The 25,617-nt window shown below is 66.7% G+C and carries 25 protein-coding genes; 22 read left to right on the plus strand and 3 right to left on the minus strand.

What is annotated here, in order from left to right; all coding sequences use genetic code 11:
* Positions 1-30: 30 nt before the first annotated feature.
* Positions 31-423, minus strand: a complete 393-nt coding sequence (locus GQ39_RS33650) for a helix-turn-helix domain-containing protein (protein WP_442961623.1) — start codon at positions 421-423, stop codon at positions 31-33.
* A 31-nt stretch (positions 424-454) separates the two neighbouring features.
* On the opposite strand from GQ39_RS33650, the gene GQ39_RS01385 reads away from it, so the two are divergent.
* The 16 genes from GQ39_RS01385 (at position 455) to GQ39_RS01460 (ending at position 14,495) form a co-directional block, all read left to right on the plus strand.
* Positions 455-820, plus strand: a complete 366-nt coding sequence (locus GQ39_RS01385; protein WP_047526671.1) for an integrative conjugative element protein, RAQPRD family — start codon at positions 455-457, stop codon at positions 818-820.
* Positions 817-1,056 (plus strand): TIGR03758 family integrating conjugative element protein, encoded by a 240-nt coding sequence (locus tag GQ39_RS01390; RefSeq protein ID WP_031754987.1) that lies wholly within the window; start codon positions 817-819, stop codon positions 1,054-1,056. The genes GQ39_RS01385 and GQ39_RS01390 overlap by 4 nt, the downstream gene beginning before the upstream one ends.
* Before the next feature lie 22 nt (positions 1,057-1,078).
* Positions 1,079-1,447 (plus strand): TIGR03745 family integrating conjugative element membrane protein, encoded by a 369-nt coding sequence (locus GQ39_RS01395; protein ID WP_047526673.1) that lies wholly within the window; start codon positions 1,079-1,081, stop codon positions 1,445-1,447.
* A gap of 12 nt (positions 1,448-1,459) precedes the next feature.
* Positions 1,460-1,870, plus strand: coding sequence for a TIGR03750 family conjugal transfer protein (locus GQ39_RS01400; protein WP_047526675.1), 411 nt, complete (start codon positions 1,460-1,462; stop codon positions 1,868-1,870).
* Positions 1,867-2,565: a PFL_4703 family integrating conjugative element protein gene (locus GQ39_RS01405; RefSeq protein WP_047526676.1), complete on the plus strand. Its 699-nt coding sequence runs from the start codon at positions 1,867-1,869 to the stop codon at positions 2,563-2,565. Before GQ39_RS01400 ends, GQ39_RS01405 begins: the two co-directional genes overlap by 4 nt.
* On the plus strand, positions 2,562-3,476 hold the full coding sequence (locus tag GQ39_RS01410; protein ID WP_047526678.1) for a TIGR03749 family integrating conjugative element protein: 915 nt from the start codon (positions 2,562-2,564) through the stop codon (positions 3,474-3,476). The genes GQ39_RS01405 and GQ39_RS01410 overlap by 4 nt, the downstream gene beginning before the upstream one ends.
* On the plus strand, positions 3,466-4,899 hold the full coding sequence (locus GQ39_RS01415) for a TIGR03752 family integrating conjugative element protein (RefSeq protein ID WP_047526680.1): 1,434 nt from the start codon (positions 3,466-3,468) through the stop codon (positions 4,897-4,899). The genes GQ39_RS01410 and GQ39_RS01415 overlap by 11 nt, the downstream gene beginning before the upstream one ends.
* The gene (locus GQ39_RS01420) at positions 4,880-5,314 is read left to right on the plus strand and encodes a TIGR03751 family conjugal transfer lipoprotein (RefSeq protein WP_047526682.1); all 435 of its coding nucleotides are present in this window, start codon (positions 4,880-4,882) and stop codon (positions 5,312-5,314) included. Before GQ39_RS01415 ends, GQ39_RS01420 begins: the two co-directional genes overlap by 20 nt.
* The gene (locus GQ39_RS01425; RefSeq protein ID WP_047526684.1) at positions 5,314-8,202 is read left to right on the plus strand and encodes a conjugative transfer ATPase; all 2,889 of its coding nucleotides are present in this window, start codon (positions 5,314-5,316) and stop codon (positions 8,200-8,202) included. Before GQ39_RS01420 ends, GQ39_RS01425 begins: the two co-directional genes overlap by 1 nt.
* 13 nt (positions 8,203-8,215) lie before the next feature.
* A complete protein-coding gene (locus GQ39_RS01430) occupies positions 8,216-8,959 on the plus strand; it encodes a DsbA family protein (RefSeq protein ID WP_047526685.1) in 744 nt (247 codons plus the stop codon).
* Between the two features lie 195 nt (positions 8,960-9,154).
* Positions 9,155-9,649, plus strand: a complete 495-nt coding sequence (gene radC, locus GQ39_RS01435) for a RadC family protein (protein ID WP_011829985.1) — start codon at positions 9,155-9,157, stop codon at positions 9,647-9,649.
* Between the two features lie 164 nt (positions 9,650-9,813).
* The gene (locus GQ39_RS01440) at positions 9,814-10,263 is read left to right on the plus strand and encodes a TIGR03757 family integrating conjugative element protein (RefSeq protein WP_047526686.1); all 450 of its coding nucleotides are present in this window, start codon (positions 9,814-9,816) and stop codon (positions 10,261-10,263) included.
* Positions 10,260-11,204, plus strand: a complete 945-nt coding sequence (locus GQ39_RS01445; protein ID WP_047526688.1) for a TIGR03756 family integrating conjugative element protein — start codon at positions 10,260-10,262, stop codon at positions 11,202-11,204. The genes GQ39_RS01440 and GQ39_RS01445 overlap by 4 nt, the downstream gene beginning before the upstream one ends.
* Positions 11,205-11,214: 10 nt before the next feature.
* Positions 11,215-12,621 carry an integrating conjugative element protein gene (locus GQ39_RS01450; RefSeq protein WP_047526690.1) on the plus strand — a complete coding sequence of 469 codons (1,407 nt, stop codon included), beginning with the start codon at positions 11,215-11,217 and terminating at the stop codon, positions 12,619-12,621.
* Complete coding sequence (locus GQ39_RS01455) at positions 12,618-12,956, plus strand: hypothetical protein (RefSeq protein ID WP_047526692.1); 339 nt, start codon at positions 12,618-12,620, stop codon at positions 12,954-12,956. Before GQ39_RS01450 ends, GQ39_RS01455 begins: the two co-directional genes overlap by 4 nt.
* A gap of 15 nt (positions 12,957-12,971) precedes the next feature.
* A complete protein-coding gene (locus GQ39_RS01460; protein WP_047526693.1) occupies positions 12,972-14,495 on the plus strand; it encodes a conjugal transfer protein TraG N-terminal domain-containing protein in 1,524 nt (507 codons plus the stop codon).
* Positions 14,496-14,502: 7 nt separating this feature from the next.
* On the opposite strand, the gene GQ39_RS01465 is transcribed toward GQ39_RS01460, so the two are convergent.
* Entirely contained in the window at positions 14,503-14,874 is a 372-nt protein-coding gene (locus GQ39_RS01465; protein WP_047526695.1) for a DUF3742 family protein, read from the minus strand.
* Between the two features lie 223 nt (positions 14,875-15,097).
* Here GQ39_RS01465 and GQ39_RS01470 point away from each other — a divergent pair, with 223 nt between their 5' ends.
* The 3 genes from GQ39_RS01470 to mobH all read left to right on the plus strand — a co-directional run bounded on the left by GQ39_RS01470 (position 15,098) and on the right by mobH (position 18,780).
* Entirely contained in the window at positions 15,098-15,856 is a 759-nt protein-coding gene (locus GQ39_RS01470; protein ID WP_047526696.1) for a type IV toxin-antitoxin system AbiEi family antitoxin domain-containing protein, read from the plus strand.
* Complete coding sequence (locus tag GQ39_RS01475) at positions 15,849-16,769, plus strand: nucleotidyl transferase AbiEii/AbiGii toxin family protein (protein WP_047526697.1); 921 nt, start codon at positions 15,849-15,851, stop codon at positions 16,767-16,769. The genes GQ39_RS01470 and GQ39_RS01475 overlap by 8 nt, the downstream gene beginning before the upstream one ends.
* Positions 16,770-16,971: 202 nt before the next feature.
* Entirely contained in the window at positions 16,972-18,780 is a 1,809-nt protein-coding gene (mobH, locus tag GQ39_RS01480) for a MobH family relaxase (RefSeq protein WP_047526698.1), read from the plus strand.
* Between the two features lie 145 nt (positions 18,781-18,925).
* On the opposite strand, the gene GQ39_RS01485 is transcribed toward mobH, so the two are convergent.
* Entirely contained in the window at positions 18,926-19,690 is a 765-nt protein-coding gene (locus tag GQ39_RS01485) for an IclR family transcriptional regulator (RefSeq protein WP_047526699.1), read from the minus strand.
* A gap of 225 nt (positions 19,691-19,915) precedes the next feature.
* Here GQ39_RS01485 and GQ39_RS01490 point away from each other — a divergent pair, with 225 nt between their 5' ends.
* The 3 genes from GQ39_RS01490 to GQ39_RS01500 are packed head-to-tail and all read left to right on the plus strand — an operon-like array spanning position 19,916 to position 25,608.
* A complete protein-coding gene (locus GQ39_RS01490) occupies positions 19,916-21,040 on the plus strand; it encodes an efflux RND transporter periplasmic adaptor subunit (protein ID WP_047526701.1) in 1,125 nt (374 codons plus the stop codon).
* A gap of 42 nt (positions 21,041-21,082) precedes the next feature.
* Positions 21,083-24,223 (plus strand): efflux RND transporter permease subunit, encoded by a 3,141-nt coding sequence (locus GQ39_RS01495; protein ID WP_047526703.1) that lies wholly within the window; start codon positions 21,083-21,085, stop codon positions 24,221-24,223.
* A complete protein-coding gene (locus tag GQ39_RS01500) occupies positions 24,220-25,608 on the plus strand; it encodes an efflux transporter outer membrane subunit (RefSeq protein WP_047526705.1) in 1,389 nt (462 codons plus the stop codon). Before GQ39_RS01495 ends, GQ39_RS01500 begins: the two co-directional genes overlap by 4 nt.
* Positions 25,609-25,617: the final 9 nt, after the last annotated feature.

Raw genomic sequence — 25,617 nt, forward strand, 5'->3', positions numbered from 1 at the left:
GCGCGTTACGGGGGCTCGCCAGGCCCTGGCTCATTCCGCCCCCGCCGGCTTCTTGCTGATGCTGTCGGCGATCCAGCGATCCAGCTCTGAGCGGCGAAAGCGCCAAGTACCTCCAAGCTTGAACGCCGGGATCTCACCTTTCTGGGCAAGGCGATAGACCGTCCGTTTTCCGGCTTTGAGGTAGGCCGCGACCTCCTCAAGCGTGAGGATCTCGCTCTCGACTTCACTCATCTGAAAACCATCTGGTTTGGTCTTTCGTGACTTTGGATTGCCAAGTTTGCTTAATTCTACCAAAAGGTGGTAGGCGCTAGCCAACAAGAAATCCACCAGGCATTGCGCGAATGCCGGCCAGCGCGACCAACAAATCCGGTCGTGCCGTAGTTCCCATTCCCTGCGGCGCAAAGCGAGAGCGCGCCACAGCATCTGGCCATCCGCTTCAACGGGGAATGGCACGATGGGACAGACCAACCGCCGCACATCCGCATGGCCTGCGCTTGCCGTGGTGTTGGCTGTGTCGTTCTTGGCGCTGCAGCCTGCCGTCGCTGCCGACAGCCTCGCCTCGGAGCGTGAGCAGCTCGCGGCGCTCACCCGCCAACTCGACCTGATCGACCGCCTCGCCGAGCACGCCGCCAGTACCGCTCCGCAGGAACGTGCCCGCTACCACTTCGACTACGCCCGGCTGCGTGCCGACCTGAAGCGCGTTCGCGCCGGCCTGCAGGACTACCTCGTGCCCCAGCGCGCCCAGCCGCGCGATCCGGTCCCGCTGGCCGGCGATTACGTCCGCCGCGACCGCGCCGACGACGAGGAGCCATCGCCATGACGCCCTCTGCCGATCAGGTCGCCGCCTTCCAGGCCAACGGCGGCTTTGCGCCTTCGGCCGTCTCTGCCGTGGTGCTGGCTTTCGTGTTCGCCGTGTTGCTGCTGTGGGGCGTGTGGGCCATGCGCACTGCCTACGTCGGCTGGGCCGAGCACCGCATCAGTGAACGTCAGTTCCTCGCTGTCGTCGTGCGCTTCGTGGCGATGTACCTGGTGCTGACCTTCTTCCTCCTCTCCTGACCGTCACGAAAGGCCATACGCCATGAACACGCCATCGACACCCCATCGCATTCCGTCCCGCATCGCCGCACCGCTGCTGCCGCTGGCGCTCGCGGGCCTGCCGCTGTCGGCCTTCGCGCAGGGCCTGCCGACCATGGAAGACCCATCGCGCGGCCAGGGCAGCGGCATCCTGCAGACCTTGCAGAACTACGGCTACGACATCGTGCTGCTGATCGCGCTGCTCGTGGTCGCCTCGATGTTCGTCGGTGTCTGCTATCACGCCTACACGCGCTACTCGGAGATCCACACCGGCCGCGCCACCTGGGGCCAGTTCGGCCTGACGGTCGCCGTGGGCGCGATCCTGCTGGTGGTCGGCATCTGGCTGCTCACCAAGGCAACCGGCGTGCTGTGAGGGCGGCAAGCGATGGACGTCCCTTCGGAGACCCCGCGCGACACACTGGTGACCTTCCTGCCGCACCGGCTGAACCGCCAGCCGGTGGTCGTGCGCGGGCTGACCGCCGATGAGTTGTGGATCTGCGCCGGCCTGTCGGCCGCAGCCGGGTTCGTGCTCGGCCTGCCGCTGGCCTGGCTCACGCACAGCATCGCCATGGTGCCCACGCTGATCGTCGCCGGCATCGCGTTGGGCGTCTTTGTCGGCGGCGGCTTCCTGCGCGCGCAGAAGCGCGGCCGGCCCGACACCTGGCTGTACCGGCAGCTCCAGTGGCGGTTGGCCCTGCGGCACCCGGCGCTGGCGGCGTACCTGAGCGGGCAGCGCCTCATCACCCGCTCGGGCTACTGGACTACCCGGCGCAACACCGATCGAGGTGCGCCATGAGCCGTTTCAAGAACGAGGTTGCGCACCTGCAGGCGCACGTGAAGATGCTGCGTCTGGGGGCCGGCGCGTTGTTCGTGGTGGCGCTGCTGCTCGGCTTCGGTTGGTGGAGTGCGCCGAAGAGTCTGACCATCCATGTGCCGCCGGACCTGCGCTCGGGCAGCACGCGCAAGTGGTGGGACGTGCCGCCCGAGAGCGTGTATGCCTTCTCGTTCTACATCTGGCAGCAGGTACAGCGCTGGCCCACGAACGGCGAAGAAGACTACCCGCGCAACCTGCGCGCGCTGTCGGCCTACCTGACGCCGAGCTGCCGGGCCTTTCTGCAACAGGACTACGAGTACCGGCGCGCCAGTGGCGAGCTGCGTCAGCGCGTGCGCGGCATCTATGAGATTCCCGGCCGCGGCTACGGCGATGATCCGGCCACGCGCGTCAAGGTGGTTTCCGACCGCGATTGGATCGTCACGCTCGACGTGAGCGCGGACGAATACTACGGCTCCGAGCAGGTCAAGCGCGCTCTGGTGCGCTACCCCATCAAGGTCGTCCGGCTGGACATCGACCCCGAGCGCAACCCCTTCGGCCTGGCGCTGGACTGCTACGCCAGCGCACCCCAGCGCATCGAACCGCCGCCGACGCCGACGCCGACCCAGGCCGGCGCGCCCGCCAACGCCTCCGGCCACCTGCAGGGAGACTCCCCATGAAGCCCGTTGCCTTGTCGGCCCTGGCCGGCGTCCTGCTGATCCTCGGTTTCGTGCCGGCCAGCCAGGCCGTGGAAATCCTGCGCTGGGAGCGCCTGCCCCTGCCGGTGCCGCTGGTGGTCGGCCAGGAGCGCGTGGTCTTCATCGACCGCAATGTGCGCGTCGGCGTGCCGGCCAGCGTCGGCGACCACCTGCGTGTGCAGAGTGCGGGCGGCGCGATCTACCTGCGGGCGAGCGAGCCGATTCCGCCCACGCGGCTGCAACTGCAGGACATGGAATCCGGCGCGCTGATCCTGCTCGACATCGCCGCCGAGCCGGCGAAGGACGGCCAGGCGCCGCTGGAGCCGGTGCACATCGTGGAAGCGGAAGCCCCGGCGAAGCGCTACGGCGGCGGTGCAGCAAGCGGCGCGGACGAGCAGGCCGACGCGCCCGTAGACAAGCCTGCTCCCCGGCGCGAAACGTCGGTACCGGTCGTGCTGACGCGCCATGCCGCGCAGAACCTGTACGCACCGCTGCGCACCGTCGAGCCGGTCGCCGGCATCGGGCGCGTAAACCTGCGCCGCGACCTCGCGCTGGACACCTTGCTGCCGACGCTGCCGGTGCACGCGCGGGCACTGGCCGCGTGGCGCCTGGAAGACCTGTGGGTGACGGCCGTGCGACTCACCAACACCGCCGCGCGCTGGCTCGACCTCGACCCGCGCGCCCTGCAGGGGAACTTCGTGGCGGCGACCTTCCAGCATCCGAACCTGGGCCCGGCCGGCAACCCGTCCGACACCACGGTGCTCTACCTGGTCACGCGCGGCCACGGCCTGGCCGAGTCACTGCTGCCGGCGCTGAGCCAGATCGACGCCACCGTGAACCTGCCGCCGGCCGCCGCGGCCGGCTCGACCGGAGGAGCGCGCGATGAAGAGTAATCCGCTGCTCAAGTGGCTGCTGATCCCGATGGCGCTGCTGCTGGTGTTCGTCGGCATCAAACTGTTCTCCGGCGCCCCCGGCGGCCAACCCGCCCCCAAGGGCGCGGCCAGTACGCTCACACCCGAGGAGATGAAAGCCCTGGGGATCGCAGGCGACACGCCACGCGATACCGTCGCCACGCTGGTGGCCCAGGTGAAGCAGTTGCGCACCGAGCTGCAGAGCGCGCTCGGCGACAACAAGCAGCACAAGGCCGAGAACGAGCGCCTGCGTGCAAGGGAAAGCGCGATCGACCAACGCATCCAGAGCGCGCTGGAAGGCGAACGCAACCGCCTGGAGCAGGAGCGCAACCAGGTGGCCAGCGACAGGCAGCAGACCCAGGGGCTGCTGCAGGATCTGCAGCGGCAACTGGACGGCCTTGCCAGCAAGGGTGGCCCTTCCGACCTGCCCGTCGGACTGGGGCTGGAAGAGGGTGACGGCAAGCGCTTGAACCGCGGCGTCGGTGGCACGCAGTGGGTCGAGCCCGACGATGCCAAGGTCGACGCCAAGAACGGCAGCAAGGAGCCGAGCTTTCCCCTGAGCTTCGGGCCGGCCCAGAAAAGCCTGTCGGCCGCAGTGGAATCCGTCGCCGACGTCGGCAGCCGCGCCGTGGGCGCATCCACGAAGGCTGTCTACTCGGTGCCGTCGAACTCGACGCTCATGGGGTCGATTGCCATGACGGCGCTGATCGGGCGCGTGCCGATCGATGGAACCGTCAACGACCCGTACCCGTTCAAGGTGCTGATCGGCCCGGACAACCTCACGGCCAACGGCATCGACATCCCCGACGTGGCCGGCGCCGTGGTCAGCGGCACGGCCTCGGGCGACTGGACGCTCTCGTGCGTGCGCGGGCAAATCCGCTCGGTCACGTTCGTGTTCCAGGACGGCACCATCCACACGGTGCCGGAGGACAGCAGCAAGGGCGGTAACAGCGGCGGCAACTCGGGTCACAACGGCGCAAGCATCCAAGGCGGCCTGGGCTGGATCAGCGACCCCTACGGCATTCCCTGCGTCAGCGGCGAGCGGCGCAGCAACGCCCAGCAGTACCTGGGCAGCCAGGCGCTCATCACCGCGGCCGGCGCCGGCGCGGCCTCGCTCATCAACTCCGACAACGGCAGCGTGGCCGTGGTCGCCAATAGCAACGGCTCGCTGGGCACCGTCGGCATCAGCGGCAATGAAGTGATGGGCCGCATCCTCGCGGGCGGTGTGCGCGACATGGCCGATTGGGTCAACAAGCTCTACGGCCAGGCCTTCGCGGCGGTCTACGTGCAGCCCGGCGCCAGGGTGGCCGTGCATCTGGAGCAACCGCTCGACATCGACTACGACGCCAAGGGGCGTCGGGTCCACCACCGCACCGGAGAAGCCCATGCCTCGGATCTGGATTGACGCGGCCGCCGTGCTGCTGGCGGCCACCCTGCTCGGCGGCTGCGCCACCAGCAAGGAGAAGCTGCTGCCGCACGGCGACAGCACCATGCTCGACATCTGGCATCAGGAGACCGGCGGCAGCGCGGGCGGCGGCCAAGCCGCCCGGCAACTGCTCGATGCGCGCCAGGGCCTGCGCCGGCCACTGACCGAGGCGGATGTGCAGGCAGCGCCGGACATGCAGGCGCGCTACACCCGTACCGCGCAGAACGAGATTCACCGCCAGTTCCACCGCCTGCCGAACCCCGACCTGGTGATGTACGTGTTCCCGCACCTGGCGGGCACCGACCTGGTGCCGGTGCCCGGCTACAGCACGGTGTTCCCGCTCTACCAGCGCGTGCAGTACGCGATGCCGGGCGAGCGCGTGGAGGACTACTGATGGCCTGGTCGCTGCCGTGGTCACGCAAGGGCGACGCATCGCCTGCTGACGCCGTAGATGCGACCGATGATGCCTGGGCACGGCACGTAACGGCGCTGGCAGCACAGGGTATCGCCGAGCCGGGCAGCGCGCTCGACCGGGGCCGGCGCAGGCCGGCCACCCAGGCCGACCACGATGCGCTCTATGGAGTCGCGCCGTCGTTCGCGGACTTGCTGCCCTGGGTCGAGTACCTGCCCGGCAGCAAGTGCATGTTGCTGGAAGATGGCCAGTCGGTGGCGGCCTTCTTCGAGCTGGCGCCGGTCGGCACCGAGGGCCGCGAGATGGCCTGGCTATGGCAGGCGCGCGATGCGCTGGAGAACGCCCTGCAGGACTCCTTCGACGAGTTGGACGACAACCCCTGGGTGGTGCAGCTCTACGCCCAGGACGAGGCCGACTGGGACAACTATCTGCGCTCCCTGGCGAACTATCTGCAGCCACGTGCGCAGGGCAGCGCGTTCAGCGACTTCTACCTGCGCTTCTTCGCCCATCACCTGCGGGCCATCGCCAAGCCGGGTGGCCTGTTCGAGGACACCACGGTGACGCGCCTGCCGTGGCGCGGCCAGGTGCGGCGCGTGCGCATGGTGGTCTACCGCCGCACGTCCGCGGCCCCGGCCCCGCGGCGCGGCCAGTCGCCCGAGCAGGCGCTAACCACGATCTGCGACCGCCTCGTCGGCGGGCTGGCGAATGCCGGCGTGAAGGCCCGACGGCTCGGCGCGGCGGACATCCACGCCTGGCTGCTGCGCTGGTTCAACCCGAATCCGATCATGCTCGGCGCCGCTGCCGAAGACCGCGAACGCTTCTACGCGCTGACCCGCTACCCGGAAGAGCGGGAGGAGGGCGAGATCGAACTCGCCAGCGGTACCGACTTCGCGCAGCGCCTGTTCTTCGGCCAGCCCCGTTCGGACGTGCCCAACGGCCTGTGGTTCTTCGACGGCATGCCGCATCGGGTGATCGTGATGGATCGCCTGCGCACGCCACCCGGGACGGGCCATCTGACGGGCGAGACGCGCAAAGGCGGCGACGCCATGAACGCGCTGTTCGACCAGATGCCCGAGGACACGGTGATGTGCCTGACGCTCGTCGCCACACCCCAGGACGTGCTGGAGGCGCACCTCAACCACCTCGCCAGGAAGGCCGTCGGCGAGACCCTGGCCTCGGAGCAGACCCGGCAGGACGTGCAGCAGGCGCGCGGCCTGATCGGCAGCGCGCACAAGCTCTACCGTGGCGCGCTGGCGTTCTACCTTCGCGGCCGCGACCTGGCCCAGCTCGATGCGCGCGGCCTGCAGCTCGTCAACGTGATGCTCAACGCCGGCCTGCAACCGGTACGCGAAGAGGACGAGGTGGCGCCGCTGAACAGCTATCTGCGCTGGCTGCCATGCGTGTTCGATCCGGCTGCCGACAAGCGCCAGTGGTACACCCAGCTCATGTTCGCGCAACATGCGGCGAACCTGGCGCCTGTCTGGGGCCGCAGCCAGGGCACGGGGCATCCGGGCATCACGTTCTTCAACCGCGGCGGCGGTCCGATCACCTTCGATCCGTTGAACCGCCTCGACCGGCAGATGAACGCGCATCTGTTCCTGTTCGGCCCCACGGGTTCGGGCAAGAGCGCGACGCTCAACAACATCCTGAACCAGGTGACGGCGATCTATCGGCCGCGCCTGTTCATCGTCGAGGCGGGCAACAGCTTCGGCCTGTTCGGCGACTTCGCGGCACGGCTGGGCCTCACCGTGCATCGCGTGAAGCTCGCGCCGGGCGCGGGCGTCAGTCTGGCTCCGTTCGCCGACGCCTGGCGCCTGGTCGATACGCCGAGCCAGGTACAGACGCTGGACGCCGATGCGCTCGACGAAGGCCAGCCCGATGCCGGCATGGCCGTGGAAGGCGATGAGCAGCGCGACGTGCTGGGCGAGCTGGAGATCACTGCACGACTGATGATCACCGGCGGCGAGGACAAGGAAGAAGCGCGCATGACGCGCGCCGACCGCAGCCTGATCCGCCAGTGCATTCTCGACGCGGCCCAGCATTGCGTGGCGGACAGATGCACGGTGCTCACGCGCGATGTGCGCGACGCGCTGCGCGAGCGCGCCCGCGACGCCACGCTGCCGGAGATGCGCCGCGCACGACTGCTGGAGATGGCCGACGCCATGGATATGTTCTGCCAGGGCGTGGACGGCGAGATGTTCGACCGGTCCGGCACGCCGTGGCCCGAGGCGGACATCACCATCGTGGACCTGGCCACCTTCGCGCGCGAGGGCTACAACGCCCAACTCTCGATTGCCTACATCTCACTCATCAACACCGTCAACAACATCGCTGAACGCGACCAGTTCCTGGGCCGCCCGATCATCAACGTGACGGACGAAGGCCACATCATCACGAAGAACCCGCTGCTCGCGCCCTACGTGGTCAAGATCACCAAGATGTGGCGCAAGCTCGGCGCCTGGTTCTGGCTCGCCACGCAGAACCTGGACGACTTGCCGAAAGCGGCCGAGCCCATGCTCAACATGATCGAGTGGTGGATCTGCCTGTCGATGCCGCCCGATGAAGTCGAGAAGATCGCGCGCTTCCGCGAACTCAACGCTTCGCAGAAGGCGCTGATGCTCTCGGCCCGCAAGGAGGCCGGCAAGTTCAGCGAGGGCGTCATCCTGTCCAAGTCGATGGAGGTGCTGTTCCGCGCCGTGCCACCCAGCCTCTACCTGGCGATGGCGATGACCGAGCCCGAGGAGAAGGCCGAACGCTTCCAGTTGATGCAGCAGCACGGCATCAGCGAACTGGATGCCGCCTTCCGCGTGGCCGAGAAGATCGACCGTGCGCGGGGCATCGAACCTCTGGCGCTGGACACGTTGGCCTGACGGGAGCAACACGATGCGCATGCCTTCATTCGCCCGCCGTCATCCCTGGATCGGTTTGCTGATCGTAGTGACGATTGCGGTTGCCTCGTGGATGCTGCCGCGCGCGCCGCATCCGGCAACCGAGCCCATGTCTTCGGCCGCCGCCCGGTCCGAAGCGTCGAAACCGGCTGGCCCGCCCTGGCTGTATGGCCGTGCCGATGCGCGCTTCACGGTGGTCGGGTACGCCGACCTGGAGTGTCCGTACTGCCGGGCCTACTTCCCCGCGCTCAAGCGCTGGATCGACGCCCATCCCGAGGTGAACTGGCAGTGGCACCACCTGCCGCTGTCCATGCACGAGCCGGCCGCGACTGCCGGGGCACGCCTGGTCGAGTGCGCGGGCGAGACTGGTGGACATGCCACGTTTTGGCAGGCCGTGGCGTGGCTCTACTCGAACACCCGTGGCGACGGCCAGGGCCTGCCGGAGGGCCTGCGCTATCCCGACCTCACGGCAGCCATGCAGGGTTGTCTCGACAGCGAGCGTCCGGATGCCGTCATCCATGCCCAGGCGGTGGAAGCCGCACAGCAGGGCATCGCGGCCACGCCGGCCCTGCAACTGCGCGACCGCGAGTCCGGCAAGACCCTCCTGCTGCACGGCCCCGTCGAAGGCGATGCCTTGCTGTCGGCCATCGACCTGCTCACCGCCGGCAGCACGACCGTAGCGGAACCCGCCCATTCCCCAGACATGCCCGCCGGCGTTGCCGGTGACATGCCCAGGTAGCCATCGATCTTCAAGGCTGCGGCGCGGCTTGTCCGCGTTGATCGAAACCCGTTCGCATCGCATCCCTAGACGCGAACAGCTACCGCATCCGCGGTGGTGGATGCCCGCTCGTCACCTGTTCCATCCCCATCGTCCCCAGGAGGGTTTGCCCTCCAGGGGCAGGCGCCCTCCGATCTCATCCATTGGAGGTTCGCCATGTCTCTTGTCATCGCCGACTCCCGCCCGGAGTCGCTCACCCTGATCGCCGCCCAGCACGAAGACTGGATCATCCAGCAGGCCATCACCCTGCTGGAGAACCGCGTGTTCAAGGCCGGTCCGGCGCTGGGCAGTCCCGCCGCCGTGCGCGACTACCTGCGCCTGAAACTGGTCGCGGAGCCGAACGAAATCTTCGCCGTCGTGTTTCTCGACAACCAGCACCAGGTGCTCGCCTTTGAGCCGCTGTTCAAGGGCACGGTCGACCAGACTTCGGTGTATCCGAGGGTGGTGGTCCAGCGTGCGCTGGCGCTCAACGCTTCGGCGCTGATCCTGGCGCATCAGCACCCCTCGGGGAACACCGAGCCCTCGGCCGCTGATCGTGCGATCACCGAGCGGCTGAAGAGCGCGCTGGCCACCGTCGATGTCCGGGTGCTGGATCACTTCATCGTCGGCAAGGGCAGCCCGTACTCGTTCGCCGAAGCCGGCTTGTTGTAGCAGAACCCCACGCACATTCATTTCATCACCACGGGAGCCCTTGGCTCCCGTTTCCTTTCGCCGGTGCACAGGAAATCGGGACTGACCGGTTTCGGTTTCTTTGTCGTTCTCTGATCTGCGTTGCGCTCGACTACGAGTCTGCATCGACTCCGCGGAGGCGCGACATGCCGGCTCATTCCCTCAACCTTCCTGCCGCCTCGCGGCGCCCCCTGGCCGCCCGGCTGGCCGCTGGACTGTGCGCCGCGCTGCTCGGTCCCATCGTGGCGGCCGCCGATGTGCTCGTCGTCACCGACAGCCGTCATCCGGTGCAGGCCCCGGCCGGCGTGCGGGTCATCGAGCTGGACCAAGCCACGCGCATCGAGGGCGAACTCGCGGCGCACCTGCCGGCCGCCCCCCAACAGGCCGCGACCCTGGTGCGGCAACGGCTTCATGACCGCGACGAGGCCCTGCAACGCCGCATCGGCCATGCCTACCAAGGTGTCGCGGATGCCTGGGGGCTGGGCATCGCCAAGATTCCCGCCGTGGTGGTCGATCGACGCTACGTGGTCTACGGCGAGCCCGACGTGCCCCGCGCCGTCGCGCGCATCAACGCCTACCGGAGCACGCAGCCATGAGCCTCCTGCTGGCTTCCCGGCGCCTGCGCGCCGCCGTCGCCTCGCTGCTGCTGAGCGCGGCCACGTCGACGTTCGCCCTGGACACCGCCACCATCGTCTCGTCGGCGCTGTCCCCCGACTGCCTCGAATACCGCGTAGTCGGAATCTGCTACTGGCTGTACTGCACGCCATTCGGCTGCTCGGTTCGCACCTCCGTCAAGGTGCGCCACTACGTCCCCGATGCGGTGGTGTCGAGCTACTCGAACACCGGCGAAAACCCGTGGCTGGAAGTCAGGGCGATGAGCATGCCCAACCCGACTGCCAAGGCTGGCGGTGACGGCACGACCAACCATGACAACGAGAACAACCTCGCCAAGTTCAAGAACGCCGATGTCATCGGCCATCCGGCCGGGATGGTGTTCAGCCAGTTCGCCAGCGCCTCCGGCTACACCTGCGAAGGCGCGGGCACGGCCTTCATGCCGTATCTGCTGAGCACGCTCGACACGCTGGCCTGGCGCTACAACATCCCGGAAGCGCTCTACCCCGAAGCGCTCATCCCCGGTCGGCGCGAAATCGGTACGCGCACCGGCCTGAACCTCTGGGGCAACGTATATCCCCGCGGTGGCTTCCTGCACCAGACCGACGACCACCAGAGCGGCGCCGTGGTCGCGCAGCGCGCGGGCGACATCGTGACGCGCCGCAACCAGATTCACGTGTACCAGCCCCTGCTGGCCAACGCCCGCGACGGGTATTGGCCGGCCGGCGCGTTGATGGAGACCGACGCATCGACGGGCAAGTGGCAGGAGCTGACGCCCACGCTCTCGAACACTTGCGTGGTCTTCCCGCACAGCCGCACCCGCGTGCAGGCCCAGCAGGGCGACTACGCCTGGGCCTTGTGGCGGCCTTACTCCTGCTGCCGGCGCCGTGGCCAGGTCTTCCTCGGCAGCGTCGATTTCATGTGAGGAACCCACGATGAACGCATCCCTCCCTGACTTCCTGCGCCGCTCGAAGTCGCACCTGCGGGCCACGCTGCTCGTGGCCGCCATCACGCTGGTCGTCGGCGTCGCCTGGGCGCAGACCCGCATCGATCCCAATGGCGTGAACGTCAGCGGCAGCGTGATCGGCGACGACGTGCTCTACAGCATCGGCGGCGGCCGGGCCGTGTCGATGGGTGGTGCCGGCAACATGCAGAGCATCGGCGTGGGGATCGGCTGGAACAGCAACCTGATCTGCGGCGACATGAGCATCACCACGACACTGCAGAACCAGCTCAACGGCATCACCAACGGCTTCCAGACGATCATGAGCAATGTGATCCAGAACGCCACCAGCGCCGTGGCCTCGCTGCCGGCGCTGATCATCCAGCGCGCCGACCCCGGGCTCTACAACCTGCTGACCAACGGCATCCTCCAGGCGCGCCTGGACTTCGACCGCTCGAAGATGACCTGCCGGGCCATCGCCAATCGGATGGCGGACATGGCCGGCGGCCAAGCCGGCTGGGACCAGCTTGCCGAAGGGATGGCGCTGCGGGATGCGGTCAGCAGCACCGATGCCGTCTCCGCCATCGAGCAGGCCGAGTCCAACAAAGGGAACAACGGCGTGCCATGGGTCGGCGGCGGCAACGCGGGCGGCTCCGGTCAGAGTTCGATCAAGGTGGTCGGCGATGTGACGCGCGCGGGCTACAACCTGCTCAACGGGCGCAGCGCCACCGATACCTCGTCGATCGCGCGCAGCGCCTGCGGCAACCGCCTGACCTGCCAGACCTGGTCGTCGCCTGGCGCGGCCGCGGTCTTTGCGAACCGCGTGCTGGGCGAACGCGAGCAACGCACCTGCGAAAACTGCACGAAGACCCAGACCACGCCTGGCGTCGGGCTCACGCCAGTGATCCAGGAAGAGTACGAGACCAAGCTGCAGGTGCTGCAGGAGCTGGTGACGGGCGCCCGGCCGACGACGCCGGCCAATCTCGACGCGGCCGGCAGCAGCTCGCTGCCGATCACCCGCGGCGTGATCGAGGCCCTGCGTGATGAACCCGACCAGGACGTAATGGGCAAGCGCCTGGCGTCGGAGGCGGCGCTGTCCAGCGTGCTGGAGAAGGCCTTGCTGCTGCAACGCACGTTGCTGACCGGCAAGAAGGAGCCGAACGTCGCCGCCAACGAACTGGCCGTGCAGGCGGTCGACCAGGAGAACAGCGCGCTGGAGCAGGAGATCAACAACCTCAAGACTGAGCTTGAGCTGCGGCGCACGCTGGCCGGCAACTCGGCGATGGCGATCGTCCAGCGCCACAGCACCCGCGCCGCTGGCTCGCGCGGCATCTTCGAGGGCGACACCACGCGCGACCGGCTGCGGGAAGTCCAGAAGCCGCGGAGCGGTACGCCATGAGCCGGCTGACCTGGCTGTTCAACCGCCGCGTCGGCGTGGCACTGCTGTGGACCTTGCTGGTGGTGGCCGCCGCGGTGGCGGTGAACATCGCCGGCATCCACGTGGTCGGCGACGTCGACGGCTGGCAGCACTGGCTGCAAGCGCACGCCGGCCACTTCTTCGTGTGGCGGCTGTGCCTCTACGGAGCGACGGCCTATGGCTGGTGGTGGATGCGCCGGCGCCTGCTGCGGCGGGAGCCGTCCCGCGAGACGCATCAGCGCTTGCTGCGCACGGAGACCGCGGCCGTGATCGCCGTGGTCGCGCTGGAAGCCAGCCAACTGTTGCGGGACGGCTGAGACCGGGAGGCAGGCATGACGCTCTACACGACGGACTACCTGGAGTATTACCTGACCCTGGTGGCTTGGGTGGTCAACAACGGCATCTGGAGCATCCTCGTGGCCAGCGGCGTGTTCGCGCTGCCGTTCGTGGCCATCGTGATCCAGGAATGGCTCAAGGCCCGCAGCGAAGGTGCGGACGAGGGCAACAAGGGCGTGCTGTCGTCGATGCGCATCGAGAACCGGGTGTGGGTAGCGATCGTGGTCATCATGTTCGCCGGCATCCCGTTCATCCCGGTGGATCTCGCCACGATCAAGTTCGACACCACGCACTCCGCGCAATGTCAGGTCAGCGTCCCGCTGCCCAACGACACGGGCTGGGCCAACGTCTACACCACGCTCGACAACCAGAGCGCGCTGGTGCCGGTGTGGTGGTTCTTCATGCACGCCATCTCGAAGGCGGTCACCGGCGCCGCGGTGGCGGCGATTCCCTGCGGCACGGACCTGCGTCAGATTCGCATGGATGTGGATGCCACGCGCATCGACGATTCGGTGCTGGCACAGGAGGTCGCCGATTTCACGCACGACTGCTACGGGCCATCGCGCGCCAAGCTGTTCATGAACCGACCGACGCTCTCCGACGAGCAGATGAACGACGTGACCTGGATCGGGTCGAGTTACTTCCTCGACACGCCCGGCTTCTATGACACCTATCGCTCCAAGACCCCACGCACGGCCTGGCCCTACGACGCGACCCGCGATGCAGGGCTGGCACAGGTGGACAGCGGCGGCGGCTATCCGTCCTGCCGACAGTGGTGGGCCGATGGCGGCCAGGGACTGCGCAGCCGGCTGCTGGCACAGGTCGACCCGGACCTGCTGACCCGCATCGGGCGCTGGGTGGGCTTCCTGTCGCAGAGCGAGGCCAATGACTCGGTGATCCGCGCCGTCGTCTCACCGCGGCAGCAGAAGATGAACCAGGGCGCCGTCTACACCGACTACGGCGGCCAGATCGACAAGACGCTACCGAACATCGTCACGCGCGGCGCGAGCGACCTGGGGCTGACCGTCGGCTCGCTGGGCTTCTTTCCGGCGATGGACGTGGTGCGCCAGGCGCTGCCGATGGTGCTGACGATGCTCAAGATGGCGCTCGTCATCTGCATCCCGCTAGTGCTGCTGATCGGAACCTACGACCTGAAGACGGTGATGACGGTGAGCTGCGTCCAGTTCGCGCTGTTCTTCGTGGACTTCTGGTTCCAGCTCGCGCGCTGGATCGACAGCACGATTCTGGACGCGCTCTACGGCTGGGGGTTTGGCGCGGACAGGCCGCACACGAACTTCGATCCGTTGATCGGTTTGAACAACGCCTTTGGCGACATGCTCCTTAACTTCGTCATGGCGATGATGTTCATCGTGCTGCCGACGTTTTGGGTCATGGCATTGGCTTGGGCAGGCGTTCGCACGGGAAATATCGTGCAGGGGTTGTCCACCGCCACCTCGGACGCCAAGGGCGCTGGGGGGCGTGGCGCTGGTATGGCAATGAGCGCCGTATCGAAGAAGTGACCGCCGTTCAGTCGTCGTCGGTCACATGCGGGTCGATGCGCCAGTCGCTCTTGTCATAAAGCCCGAAGCCGTTGGGGCCTTCCCTCCACTCGGGTTGCGGTTCCTCTTGATCAGGGTCGTCGTGCTGCACGAGCCATGCAGCAGTCACCGCAAAGGCAAGCAGCAGGGCCAGCCAGAGCGCGGAGTAGAGCAGCGCACCGAGCACGGCGAGCTTGACGATCCAGAGCACCGCCGTCGCCGCGCCCGCGGTCACCCCGCGCGTCACCAGCCAGCCGGCGACACGCTGCTCGCGGCGCAGGTATCCACGCCAGGCACGGCCAGCCCCCCGGCCCAGCCGGTGGCTCCAGCGCCCGTTGTGCGTGTTGGTGGTCATGCTCATATGCCTCGGCTTCAGTGGTGCCTCACCTCGCGGAGCGGCCGGTCGTGACCTGCCCTCCAGCATAGACCGCGATCAGGAGGGCGGGTTGCGGCCGGCAGAGCCGGGTTGGCTCGGGTCGTAGGTCGATTAGATTCTGCACGATAAATCAAGCCTTATGCTACTTTCCATGCGCGTTCTTGCAATGACTCTAGGCGTTGATTGGATTCTGTGTTATTTTTATAATATGGATGGAAATTCTCGGCACCAGGTAATCAAGCGACTGCAGGCGGGACTCCCCCGTGGGGCGCCGTTCGACCTTGCCACCCTGAGCCAGTTCGGGGTGTCGCCCCAGCTCGCCGCTCACTATGCCGACGGTGGGTGGCTCGTGCGCCTGGCCCATGGCGTCTATGCCTTCCCGAAAGATGAGTTCGGGGTCTACGGTGCGCTGAAGTTCCTGCAACAGCGCGTGCCCGGCCTGCACGTCGGCGGCAAGAGCGCCCTGGCCCTGCAGGGTGTGCGGCACAACCTGGGCAGCCGGGAGGCGCTGGTGCTGTGGGGCGACGGTCGCTTCGCGTTGCCGGCCTGGTTCACTTCGCGCTTTCCGGCTCGCTATGTCCACGCCCGCCTGTTCGACTGGCCGGACACGGCGCTGGCCAGCAAGACCCTGGCCACGCCGCCTGGCCTGCCCGAGGATCTGCGGGTGGCAGCCCCCGAGCGTGCCGTTCTGGAGCTGCTGTACGAAGCCGGCGTCAAGCAGAGCCTCGAAGAGGCCCGCAACCTCTTCGATGGACTGCGTTCCCCCCGCAAGGACGTGCTCGGGCAACTGCTGTCCTGCTGCGCCAGCGTGAAGGCCGTGCGCCTGTTCCTCACCTGGGCGCGCGAGACCAGCATCGTGGATGTCGATGCCCTGCTGGAGCAGTACCCGGTTCGCACCGGCAGCAACACGCGCTGGATGAGCCGGCTCGATGACGGCACTTTGCTGAGCCTGAGACCTCATGGATAAGACCTACGCGGACACCGTTCGCCTGCTGCTGGCCGTCGCGCCCGACGTGTTCGCCAACGACATCTTCGCCATGAAGGGCGGCACGGCCATCAACCTCTTCGTGCGGGACATGCCGCGCCTGTCGGTGGACATCGACGTGGTGTACCTCCCGTGGCAGACGCCGCGCGACAAAGCGCTGCAAGCCATCAACCAGGAGCTGGCCGCCATCGCCGCGCGCGTTGCACCACTGGGCGTGCAGACACGCCTGGTTCGCGCCAAGGACCTGGGAGACACCAAGCTGATCGTCGAGAACGACGCCAGCCAGGTGAAGATTGAGGTCAACGTCGTGTTCCGCGGCAGCGTGCTGCCCGTCGAGCGGCGGCCGCTGAGCGCCAAGACCAGCGATCTGTTCGGCGTCGAGTTCGAGCTGCCGGTTCTGGCACCGGACGAGCTGTACGCCAGCAAGCTGGTGGCCGCGCTGGATCGGCAGCACCCCCGCGACCTGTTCGACGTGTGGCAGCTCTACGAATCGGGGGACATCAGCGACGGCATGGTCGAGTGCTTCGTGATCTATCTGGCGGGCCACAACCGGCCGCCCCACGAAGTGCTGTTCGGCAACGACAAGGACATCGCCGGTGAGTACGAGCGGGCCTTTGTCGGCATGACCGAAGTGGACTGCTCCCTGGAGACACTGCTCGACGCTCGCGCCAGGCTACGGCGCGAGCTGCCACAGCGACTGAGCGCGGCGCACAAGCAGTTTCTGAGCGGGCTGGCGCGCGCAGAGCCGGACTGGTCGCTGGTGCAATGCCCACACGCCGCTCAACTGCCGGCCCTGCGCTGGAAGCTCGCCAATCTCGAAACCTTCCGCAAGCGCCGTCCCGACGACTTCGCCGCGCAATCCGCCGCCCTCGACACCGGCTTGGGTCAGAGCTGACGAACGTCCCGCAGCGACCCACTTGCCGGGATTGCCCCATGCCGCATTCATCGTGGCACCCGCGAAGCAGCGGCCCTATACCCAAAGGCTTCCGACAAAGGCCAAAGGGCTGGGAAGGGGCAAAGGAAGGGCGCCAAGGGGAAAGGCCCTATCCTGAAAAGGCCAAAAGGCGCCCCGAGCAGCCCGTCATCCGGGGTTCACCATGCTCTCGCTGTTCCAGCGCAAACGGGTACTACCCATCGCCGGCACACCGCCCACCTCCGCCATCGAAACTCCGAAAGGGTCGATGCGGCCGGAGTCGGCCGCATCGCTGCTGGCCACGCCGCGCCGGCAGAAACTGCTGGAACACATCTGGCAGCGCACATCGCTCTCGCGCCGGCAGTTCGCCACGCTCTACCTCGCCCCACTGGAGCGCTACGCCGAGCTGGCCCAGCAGTTCCCGGCCTCCGAGAACCACCACCACGCTTATCCGGGCGGCATGCTGGACCACGGCCTGGAGATCGTCGCCTACGCGCTCAAGCTGAGGCAGTCCTACCTGCTCCCCAGCGGCACCACGCCTGAAGACCAGGCCGCGCAATCCGAAGCCTGGACCGCCGCCACGGCCTACGCCGCGCTCCTGCACGACATCGGCAAGATCACGGTCGACCTGCACGTCGAACTGGCGGATGGCAGCATCTGGCACCCTTGGCACGGTCCTTTGCAGCAGCGCTACCGCTTCCGCTATCGCCCGGACCGCGAGTACCGCCTGCACAGCGCCGCCGCCGGACTGCTCTACGCCCGCCTGCTCGACCGTGAGATTCTCGACTGGCTCAGCGGCTACCCGCTGCTGTGGTCGGCGTTGCTTTTCGTGCTGGCCGGGCAGTACGAGCATGCCGGCGTGCTCGGCGAACTGGTCATCCAGGCCGACCGTGCCTCGGTCGCCCAGGCCCTGGGCGGCGACCCGGTCAAGGCGATGGTCGCGCCGAAGCATGCGCTACAACGCAAGCTGCTCGAAGGCTTGCGCTACCTGCTGAAGGAAGAGCTGAAGCTCAATCAGCCCCAGGCCTCGGACGGCTGGCTCACCCAGGACGCGTTGTGGCTGGTGAGCAAGACCGTTTCGGACAAGTTGCGTGCGCACCTGCTGTCCCAGGGTATCGACGGCGTCCCCGCCAACAACACCGCCGTCTTCAACGTGCTGCAGGACCACTGCATGTTGCAACCCACGCCCGACGGCAAAGCGATCTGGCGCGCGACCATCGCCAGCGAGACCGGCTGGTCGCACGGCTTCACCCTGTTGCGCCTTGCGCCTGCATTGATCTGGGAGGGAGGCGAGCGGCCCGCACCGTTCGCCGGCACGGTAACGGTCATCCAGGAAGAGGGAGATGCTTCCGCCGCGCCTGTGTCCCTGCCGCCGGCCGAACCCTCTTCACCGGAGTCTCCGCCCCAAATGGCGTCACCAGCCGACGATGGCATCGACGCACTCCTGGATCTGCTCGGCACGTCCGACAGGACACCGGCCATCCCCTCATCTGCCACCGAATCGCCCCCTCCGGCTCCGGAAGGCCCCTCCGAGCCGGTTGCGCTATCCGGCTCGATGGTGCCGGGACTTACTACTCCAGGCCCGGAGGAACCCCCATCAGGCGAGCACTTCATCGTCTGGCTGCGCCGGCGCATCGAGGCGCGCAAGCTCATCATCAATGACGCCAAGGCACTGGTGCATACGGTCGCCGATACGGCCTACCTGGTCAGTCCCGGTGTGTTCCAGCGCTACGCCCAGGAACATCCCAAGACTGCTTCCCTGGCCAGGCAAGACCAGTTGGCCGATTGGCAGTGGGTGCAGAAACGGTTCGAGAAGCTGCAACTGCATCGCAAGCAGGTCAGTGGTCTGAACATCTGGACGTGCGAAGTGACCGGGCCAAGGAAGTCGCGGAGACTTCACGGCTACCTGCTTCAAGACCCGCGGACCCTGTTCAACGACACGCCGCCGAACAACCCTTACCTGTCGCTGTCATCATCCGGTTCGACGCAATGACCTCTTCGTGGGACGTCATGAAACAGCGAGGACCGAGCATCTGATCGGCTCAGATTTCCTGGGCACTACTCCTCTAAGCAGGAGGACACTCTAGTGCCCGCAAACGAGGTCAAGTCATGTCTTGTTCCATGTAGAGCGGGTTAGCTCATCCCCGAGCCCGCTTGAAGTCTTCCCTGAATGTCTCCAGCGCCTGGCGAAACTCCGCCTGCCGGGCCTCGAACCGCGCCGTCGGCGCCACTACCGTCACCGCATGGGGCCCCATGAAGGTCGGCAGCAGAGCGCTGATCGCGCTCACTCCCGGGGCGTGCTCCTCGACATCCACCGCGATGCCGTCGCGGCGGATGCCTGGCATCTGCGCGAGCAACCCCGGCAGGTCCAGGGTCCTGCCGGTGAGTTTCTCAGGGTCCGCGGCGATCCAGCGGCCGATTTCCTCGTCACTGAGGGTGGACAGCAGCACCTTGCCGTCCGAAGTGGCGTGCATGGGCAGTGAGCGGCCCAGGGGAATCACCACCCGCAGTTCATGCTCGCTGATCGCACGAATGATGACGTTGCTCTGCTGCCCGCGGATGCACGACAGCGCCACGGTTTCGCCCAACGATTCGCCTAGCTGCTCCAGCGAGTCGCGTACGAAGGAGATGATGTCGCCGTGGGCCTGGTGGATCAGCTGGTGCAGGCCCGGCCCCAGGCGATAGCCGCTGCCCGGCAGGGCCTCGACCAGGTCCTCTGTTTCCAGCGCGCCGATGATGCGCTGCACGGTCGAGCGCGGCAGCCCCACGGCCTGGGCGATGGCGGCCAGGCTCAGGCCCTGGGGCTGCACCGCCAGGCTGCGCATGACCGCGCTGGCCCGCGCAATGACCTGGATCCCGCCACTGCGTGGCTCTTCCATCAGGTTGTCTTTATCAACACTCATCACATTCCTCGGAAACGGCCGTGCCGCGGGCCTTTGGGCTGACAGCGGAGTGTACAGGTTCGTCGCTGGCTGGGCAGAGGCTGTTTATTTTTTGTAATCACAAATGTATCATATTGTGGTTCTATTAACCGCATTGCGGTACATGTCGATTCGCCAGAGGGCTGTCAGGGGTAGTCACACACCGCCGCAAGCAGTTGTCTGGCGCCGTGTCCAGGGGGAGAGAAGATGAAAATCATAACCATGCAGAGCTTCGGCGCCTTGTTGTCGGCAATGCTTCTGCTGTCGGCGTGCGAAAAGACTGAACAGACCGTGGCGGCCGCGCCACCTGAAGTGGGCGTGGTCGAGCTCAAGGCCCGGGACGTACTGCTGACCAGCGACCTGCCGGGCCGTACCACGGCCTACCGCGTGGCCGAGGTGCGTCCTCAGGTCAGCGGGATCATCCAGAAGCGCCTGTTCACCGAAGGCACCGTGGTGCGCAAGGGGCAGCAGCTCTACCAGATCGAGCCGGCGCTCTACCAGGCGGCGGTCGACAAGGCCGAGGCCGGCCGCGACACCGCGCGCAACCTGGCCCAGCGCTACCAGCGCCTGCTGGACACCAAGGCCATCAGCCGCCAGCAGTTCGACGATGCCCAGGCCAGCTGGAAGCAGGCCGAGGCCGAACTGAAGACGGCGCGCATCAATCTGGAGTACACCCGCGTGCTGGCACCGATCGACGGGCGCATCAGCCGTTCGAATGTCACCGAGGGCGCCCTGGTCAGCGCCCAGCAGAGCCTGGAACTGGCCTCGATCAACCAGCTCGACCCGATCTACGTGGATGTCACCCAGGCCTCCACCGAGGTGCTGCGGTTGCGCCGCGAGCTGAATGCCGGGCACCTGGCCACGGTCGGCCCCGACCAGGTCAAGGTCGACCTGACCCTGGAAGACGGCACGCCCTATGCACAGCCGGGCACCCTGAAATTCTCCGAGGTGACCGTCGACCCGGGTACCGGCGCGGTGACCCTGCGGGCACAGTTCCCCAACCCCGACGGCCTGCTGATGCCGGGTATGTTCGTCCACGGCACGCTGGCCGAAGGCGTGCGCCAGCAGGCGGTCCTGGTGCCGCAGCAGGGCGTGACCCGCGACCCCAAGGGCGAGGCGACCAGCTGGGTGGTGGGCGAGGGCGACAAGATCGAGCTGCGCCATATCAAGGCCACCCGCACCGTGGGCAACCAATGGCTGGTCGAGTCGGGCCTGAGGGCCGGCGAGCGGGTCGTCACCGAAGGCGTGCAGAGCGTGCGCCCCGGGATCGTCGTCAAGCCCGTGGCCGCCGGCAACGTCGCCCCCGTGCAGTCCATCGTCAGTTCCCAGTAATAGCGCAGCCCCGGCATCGCCCCCACTACTCGGTAAATCCCCATGTCATCGTTTTTCATTAACAGGCCCATCTTTGCCTGGGTGATCGCCATCGTGATCATGCTGGCCGGCGTCTTCAGCATCCTGAAGCTCCCGGTCAACCAGTACCCCAACATTGCCGCCCCCGCAGTGAGCATCACCGTGGTCTACCCCGGTGCCTCGGCGCAGACCGTCCAGGACACCGTGGTGCAGGTGATCGAGCAGCAACTGAACAACCTCGACGGGCTGCGCTACATCTCCGCTGAAAGCAACAGCGATGGCAGCATGAGCATCATCGTCACCTTCGACCAGGGCACCGACCCGGACATCGCCCAGGTGCAAGTGCAGAACAAGCTGCAGCTGGCGACCCCGCTGCTGCCCGAGGAGGTGCAGCGTCAGGGCCTGCGCGTGGCCAAGTACCAGATTAACTTCATGCTGGTGGTCGGCCTGTACTCCGAAGACGGCAAGATGGACAACTTCGATCTCGGCAACTACATCGTCTCCAACCTCAAGGATCCGATCACCCGGGTCAAGGGCGTGGGCGACTACCAGATGCTGGGGGCGCAATACGCCATGCGCATCTGGACCGATCCGCAGAAACTGCTCGGCTACCAGCTGACACCCCAGGACGTGATCGACGCGGTCAGGTCGGAGAACGTCCAGGTTTCGTCCGGCTCGCTAGGCGGCCTGCCGACGCACCAGGACGTGCAGCTCAACGCCACCGTGCTGGGCATGTCGCGGATGAAGACAGCCGACGAATTCCTCGAGATCCTGCTCAAAGTCAACCCGGACGGTTCCCAGGTTCGCCTTAAGGATGTCGCCACCGTCGGCCTGGGCGCCGAGGACTTCTCCATCAGCGGCACCCACAACGGCAAGCCCGCCGCGGCCATCGCCCTGCGCCTGGCCACCGGCGCCAACCTGCTCGACACCGTGCAGCGGGTGCGCGACACCGTGGACGAGCTCAAGCCGTTCCTGCCACCGGGGGTCAAGGTCGCCTACCCGTACGACACCTCGCCGGCGGTGGGCGCCTCGATCCACGAAGTGGTCAAGACGCTGTTCGAAGGCATCGTCCTGGTGTTCCTGGTGATGTACCTGTTCATGCAGAACCTGCGCGCCACCCTGATCCCGACCCTGGCTGTGCCGGTGGTACTTCTGGGCACCTTCGGTGTACTGGCGGCGTTCGGCTTCACCATCAACATCCTGACCATGTTCGGCATGGTCCTGGCGATCGGCCTGCTGGTGGACGATGCCATCGTCGTGGTGGAAAACGTCGAGCGGGTGATGGTCGAGGACAAACTGTCCCCCCGCGAAGCCACGCGCAAGTCCATGGGCCAGATCCAAGGTGCGCTGGTGGGCATCGCCATGGTGCTCTCGGCGGTGTTCGTGCCGATGGCCTTCTTCGGCGGCGCGACCGGCATCATATACCGACAGTTCTCCATCACCATCGTCTCGGCGATGGCGCTGTCGGTGCTGGTCGCAATGATCTTCACCCCGGCGCTGTGCGCGACCCTGCTCAAGCCGATCGGGCACGACCACCACAAGAAGAAAGGCTTCTTTGGCTGGTTCAACCGTACCTTCGACCGCAACGCGGACCGCTACAAGGTCGGGGTGCTCGGCATTGCCAAGCGCAAGGCGCTGTTCTTGGCCATCTACGGGTTGATTGTGGTCGCCCTGTGCTGGCTGTTCCCGAAGATCCCGACCTCGTTCCTGCCACCGGAGGACCAGGGCACCCTGTTCGTCCAGGTCCAGATGCCCACCAACACCAGTGCCGAGCGCACTCAGGTGGTACTCAATGAGATCCGCGACTACCTGCTCGAGGACGAGCATGGGGTGGTCGACAGCGCCTACACCGTGAATGGCTTTAACTTCGCCGGCCGTGGCCAGAGCTCGGGGATGCTGTTCGTCAATCTCAAGCGCTGGGAAGAGCGTAGCGACCCGCGCGGCACCGAGATATTCGCTTTGGCCCAGCGCCTGCAAGCACGTGGCGCACAGATCAAGGATGGTACCGTCATCGCCATCGTGCCGCCGGCGATCTTGGAAATGGGGAATGCAATGGGCTTCGACTTCTACCTGCAAGACCGAGCGGGCCTGGGGCACGAGAAGCTGATCGAGGCACGCAACCAGTTCCTGCAGATGGCAGCCGCAGATCCTGTGCTGACCAATGTGCGTCCTAACGGCTTGAGCGACGAGCCGCAGTATCAAATCGTTATCGACAAGGAAAAAGCCCGCGCACTGCAGGTGAGCATCGCCGATATCAACAACACCATGAGCACGGCCTGGGGCTCGGCCTACGTCAACGACTTCGTCGATCGGGGCAGGGTGAAGAAGGTCTACGTGCAGGGTGAAATCAGCTCGCGCATCGCGCCGGAAGATTTCGATAAGTGGTATGTGCGCAACGCCGAGGGGGAGATGGTCAAGTTCTCATCCTTCGCCAACGGCTACTGGACCTACGGCTCGCCGAAGCTCGAGCGTTTCAACGGCGTCTCCGCAGTGCAGATCCAGGGCGAGCCCGCGCCAGGCTACAGCTCAGGTGACGCCATGCAGGCAGTGGCGCGAATCGTCGCCAAACTGCCCGAGGGAATTGGCCTGCAGTACACCGGCATGTCTTACGAGGAACGCCTGTCCGGCTCCCAGGCGCCGGCCCTGTACGCGGTGTCGGTACTGATTGTGTTCCTGTGCCTGGCAGCCCTCTATGAGAGCTGGTCGGTACCGTTGGCGGTGATCATGGTCGTGCCGCTGGGCGTTATCGGCGCGGTGCTGGCGACCTTGGGCCGGGGCCTGGCCAACGACGTGTTCTTCCAGGTTGGCCTTTTGACCACCGTTGGCTTGTCGGCGAAGAACGCCATCCTGATCGTCGAGTTCGCCAAGGCGTTGCACGAGCAAGGCATGCCCCTGCTGCAGGCAGCGGCGGAAGCGGCGCGTCAGCGTCTGCGCCCGATCATCATGACCTCCCTGGCCTTCGTGCTTGGTGTACTGCCCCTGGCGATCTCCACTGGCCCGGGCTCGGGTAGCCAGCATTCCATCGGCACCGGCGTGGTGGGCGGCATGCTGACCGCGACCTTCCTGGCGGTGTTCTTCGTGCCGTTGTTCTTCGTGGTGATCACCAACCTGTTCATCCGCAAAGCGCGCCAAGCCGATGGTCAGGCCCAAGGAGAGCAAGCATGAACCACGGCAAACTGAAAACCGCCCTGGCCCTGGCCGTCGGGCTGCTGGGTGGCTGCTCGTTGATTCCGGACTACCAGCGCCCGCCGGCGCCGGTGGCCGACAGCTGGAGCGGCGCTCCCGCCGACGCGCAGGCGGTGCTGCCCTGGATGAGCTTCTTCAAGGACGACCAGCTCAAGGGGCTGATCGGCGAGGCGCTGGCCAATAACCGCGACCTACGGGTGTCGCTGCTCAACATCGAGAAGGCGCAGGCGCAGTACCGCATTCGGCGTGCCGACCTGCTGCCGTCGATCGACGCCAATTTGTCCGGCACCCACCAGCGCACGCCGGCGGACCTGTCCCTTGACGGTCGCACGCAGACCAGTCACCGGTATGATGCCGGTGTCGGTTTCGCCTCGTACGAGGTGGATTTCTTCGGTCGCGTGCGCAGCCTGAACGAGCAGGCGCTAGAGGCCTACCTGCAGACCGTCGAGGCGCAGCGCAGTGCGCAGATCGCCCTGGTAGCCGAAGTCGCCAACGCCTACTACCAGTTGCAGGCGGACCTGCAGTCGCTGGCATTGAGCGACCAGACCCTTGAAAGCCAACACCAGAGCTACCTGACCATCCGCAGCAGCTACCAGGAGGACGTGGCGACCGAACTGGACCTGAGCCAGGCGGAGAGCACCGTACGTTCGGCCCAGGCCAGCCAAGCCCGCTACCACCGCCTGGTGGAGCAGGACCGCAACGCACTGGTGTTGCTGGTGGGCAAGCCGCTGGCGCCCGTGCAGCTGGCCCTGGCAGCTTCGGACACGCCGGAGCTCGACACCGCGCTGCCGGCCGGCCTGCCGTCTCAGGTGCTGACCCGGCGTCCGGACATCCTCGCCGCCGAGCATGCGCTCAAGGCCGCCAACGCCAACGTCGGCGCCGCCCGGGCGGCGTTCTTCCCGAACATCAGCATGACCGCCTCGGCCGGTTCGGCCAGCGGACAGCTGGGCGACCTGTTCGCCGGTGGGCAGGGCGCCTGGAGCTTCGTGCCCTCGATCAACGTGCCGATCTTCAACTGGGGGCGCAACCAGGCCAACCTCGACGTGGCCAAGGTGCAGACCTTGATCGAGGTGGCCAATTACCAGAAGGCCATCCAGCAGGCATTCCGCGAAGTGGCTGACGGCCTGGTCGCGCGCGGCAAGCTGGACAGCCAGGTCACCGCCCAGGAACTGCTGGTCAAGGCCAATGCCCGTAGCCACGACCTGGCCCGGCTACGCTACGAGACCGGCGTGGACACCTACCTGAACAGCCTGGACGCCCAGCGCAACCTGTACGCCTCGCAGCAGGAACTGGTCGACACGCGCCTGGCGCGCAGCCAAAACCTGATCGCGCTGTACAAGGCCCTTGGGGGGGGAAGCGAATGATGCCGCCAC

The organism is Pseudomonas sp. 11/12A (assembly GCF_000800055.1).
In the GTDB taxonomy this organism is placed as follows: Bacteria; Pseudomonadota; Gammaproteobacteria; order Pseudomonadales; family Pseudomonadaceae; genus Aquipseudomonas; species Aquipseudomonas mohnii.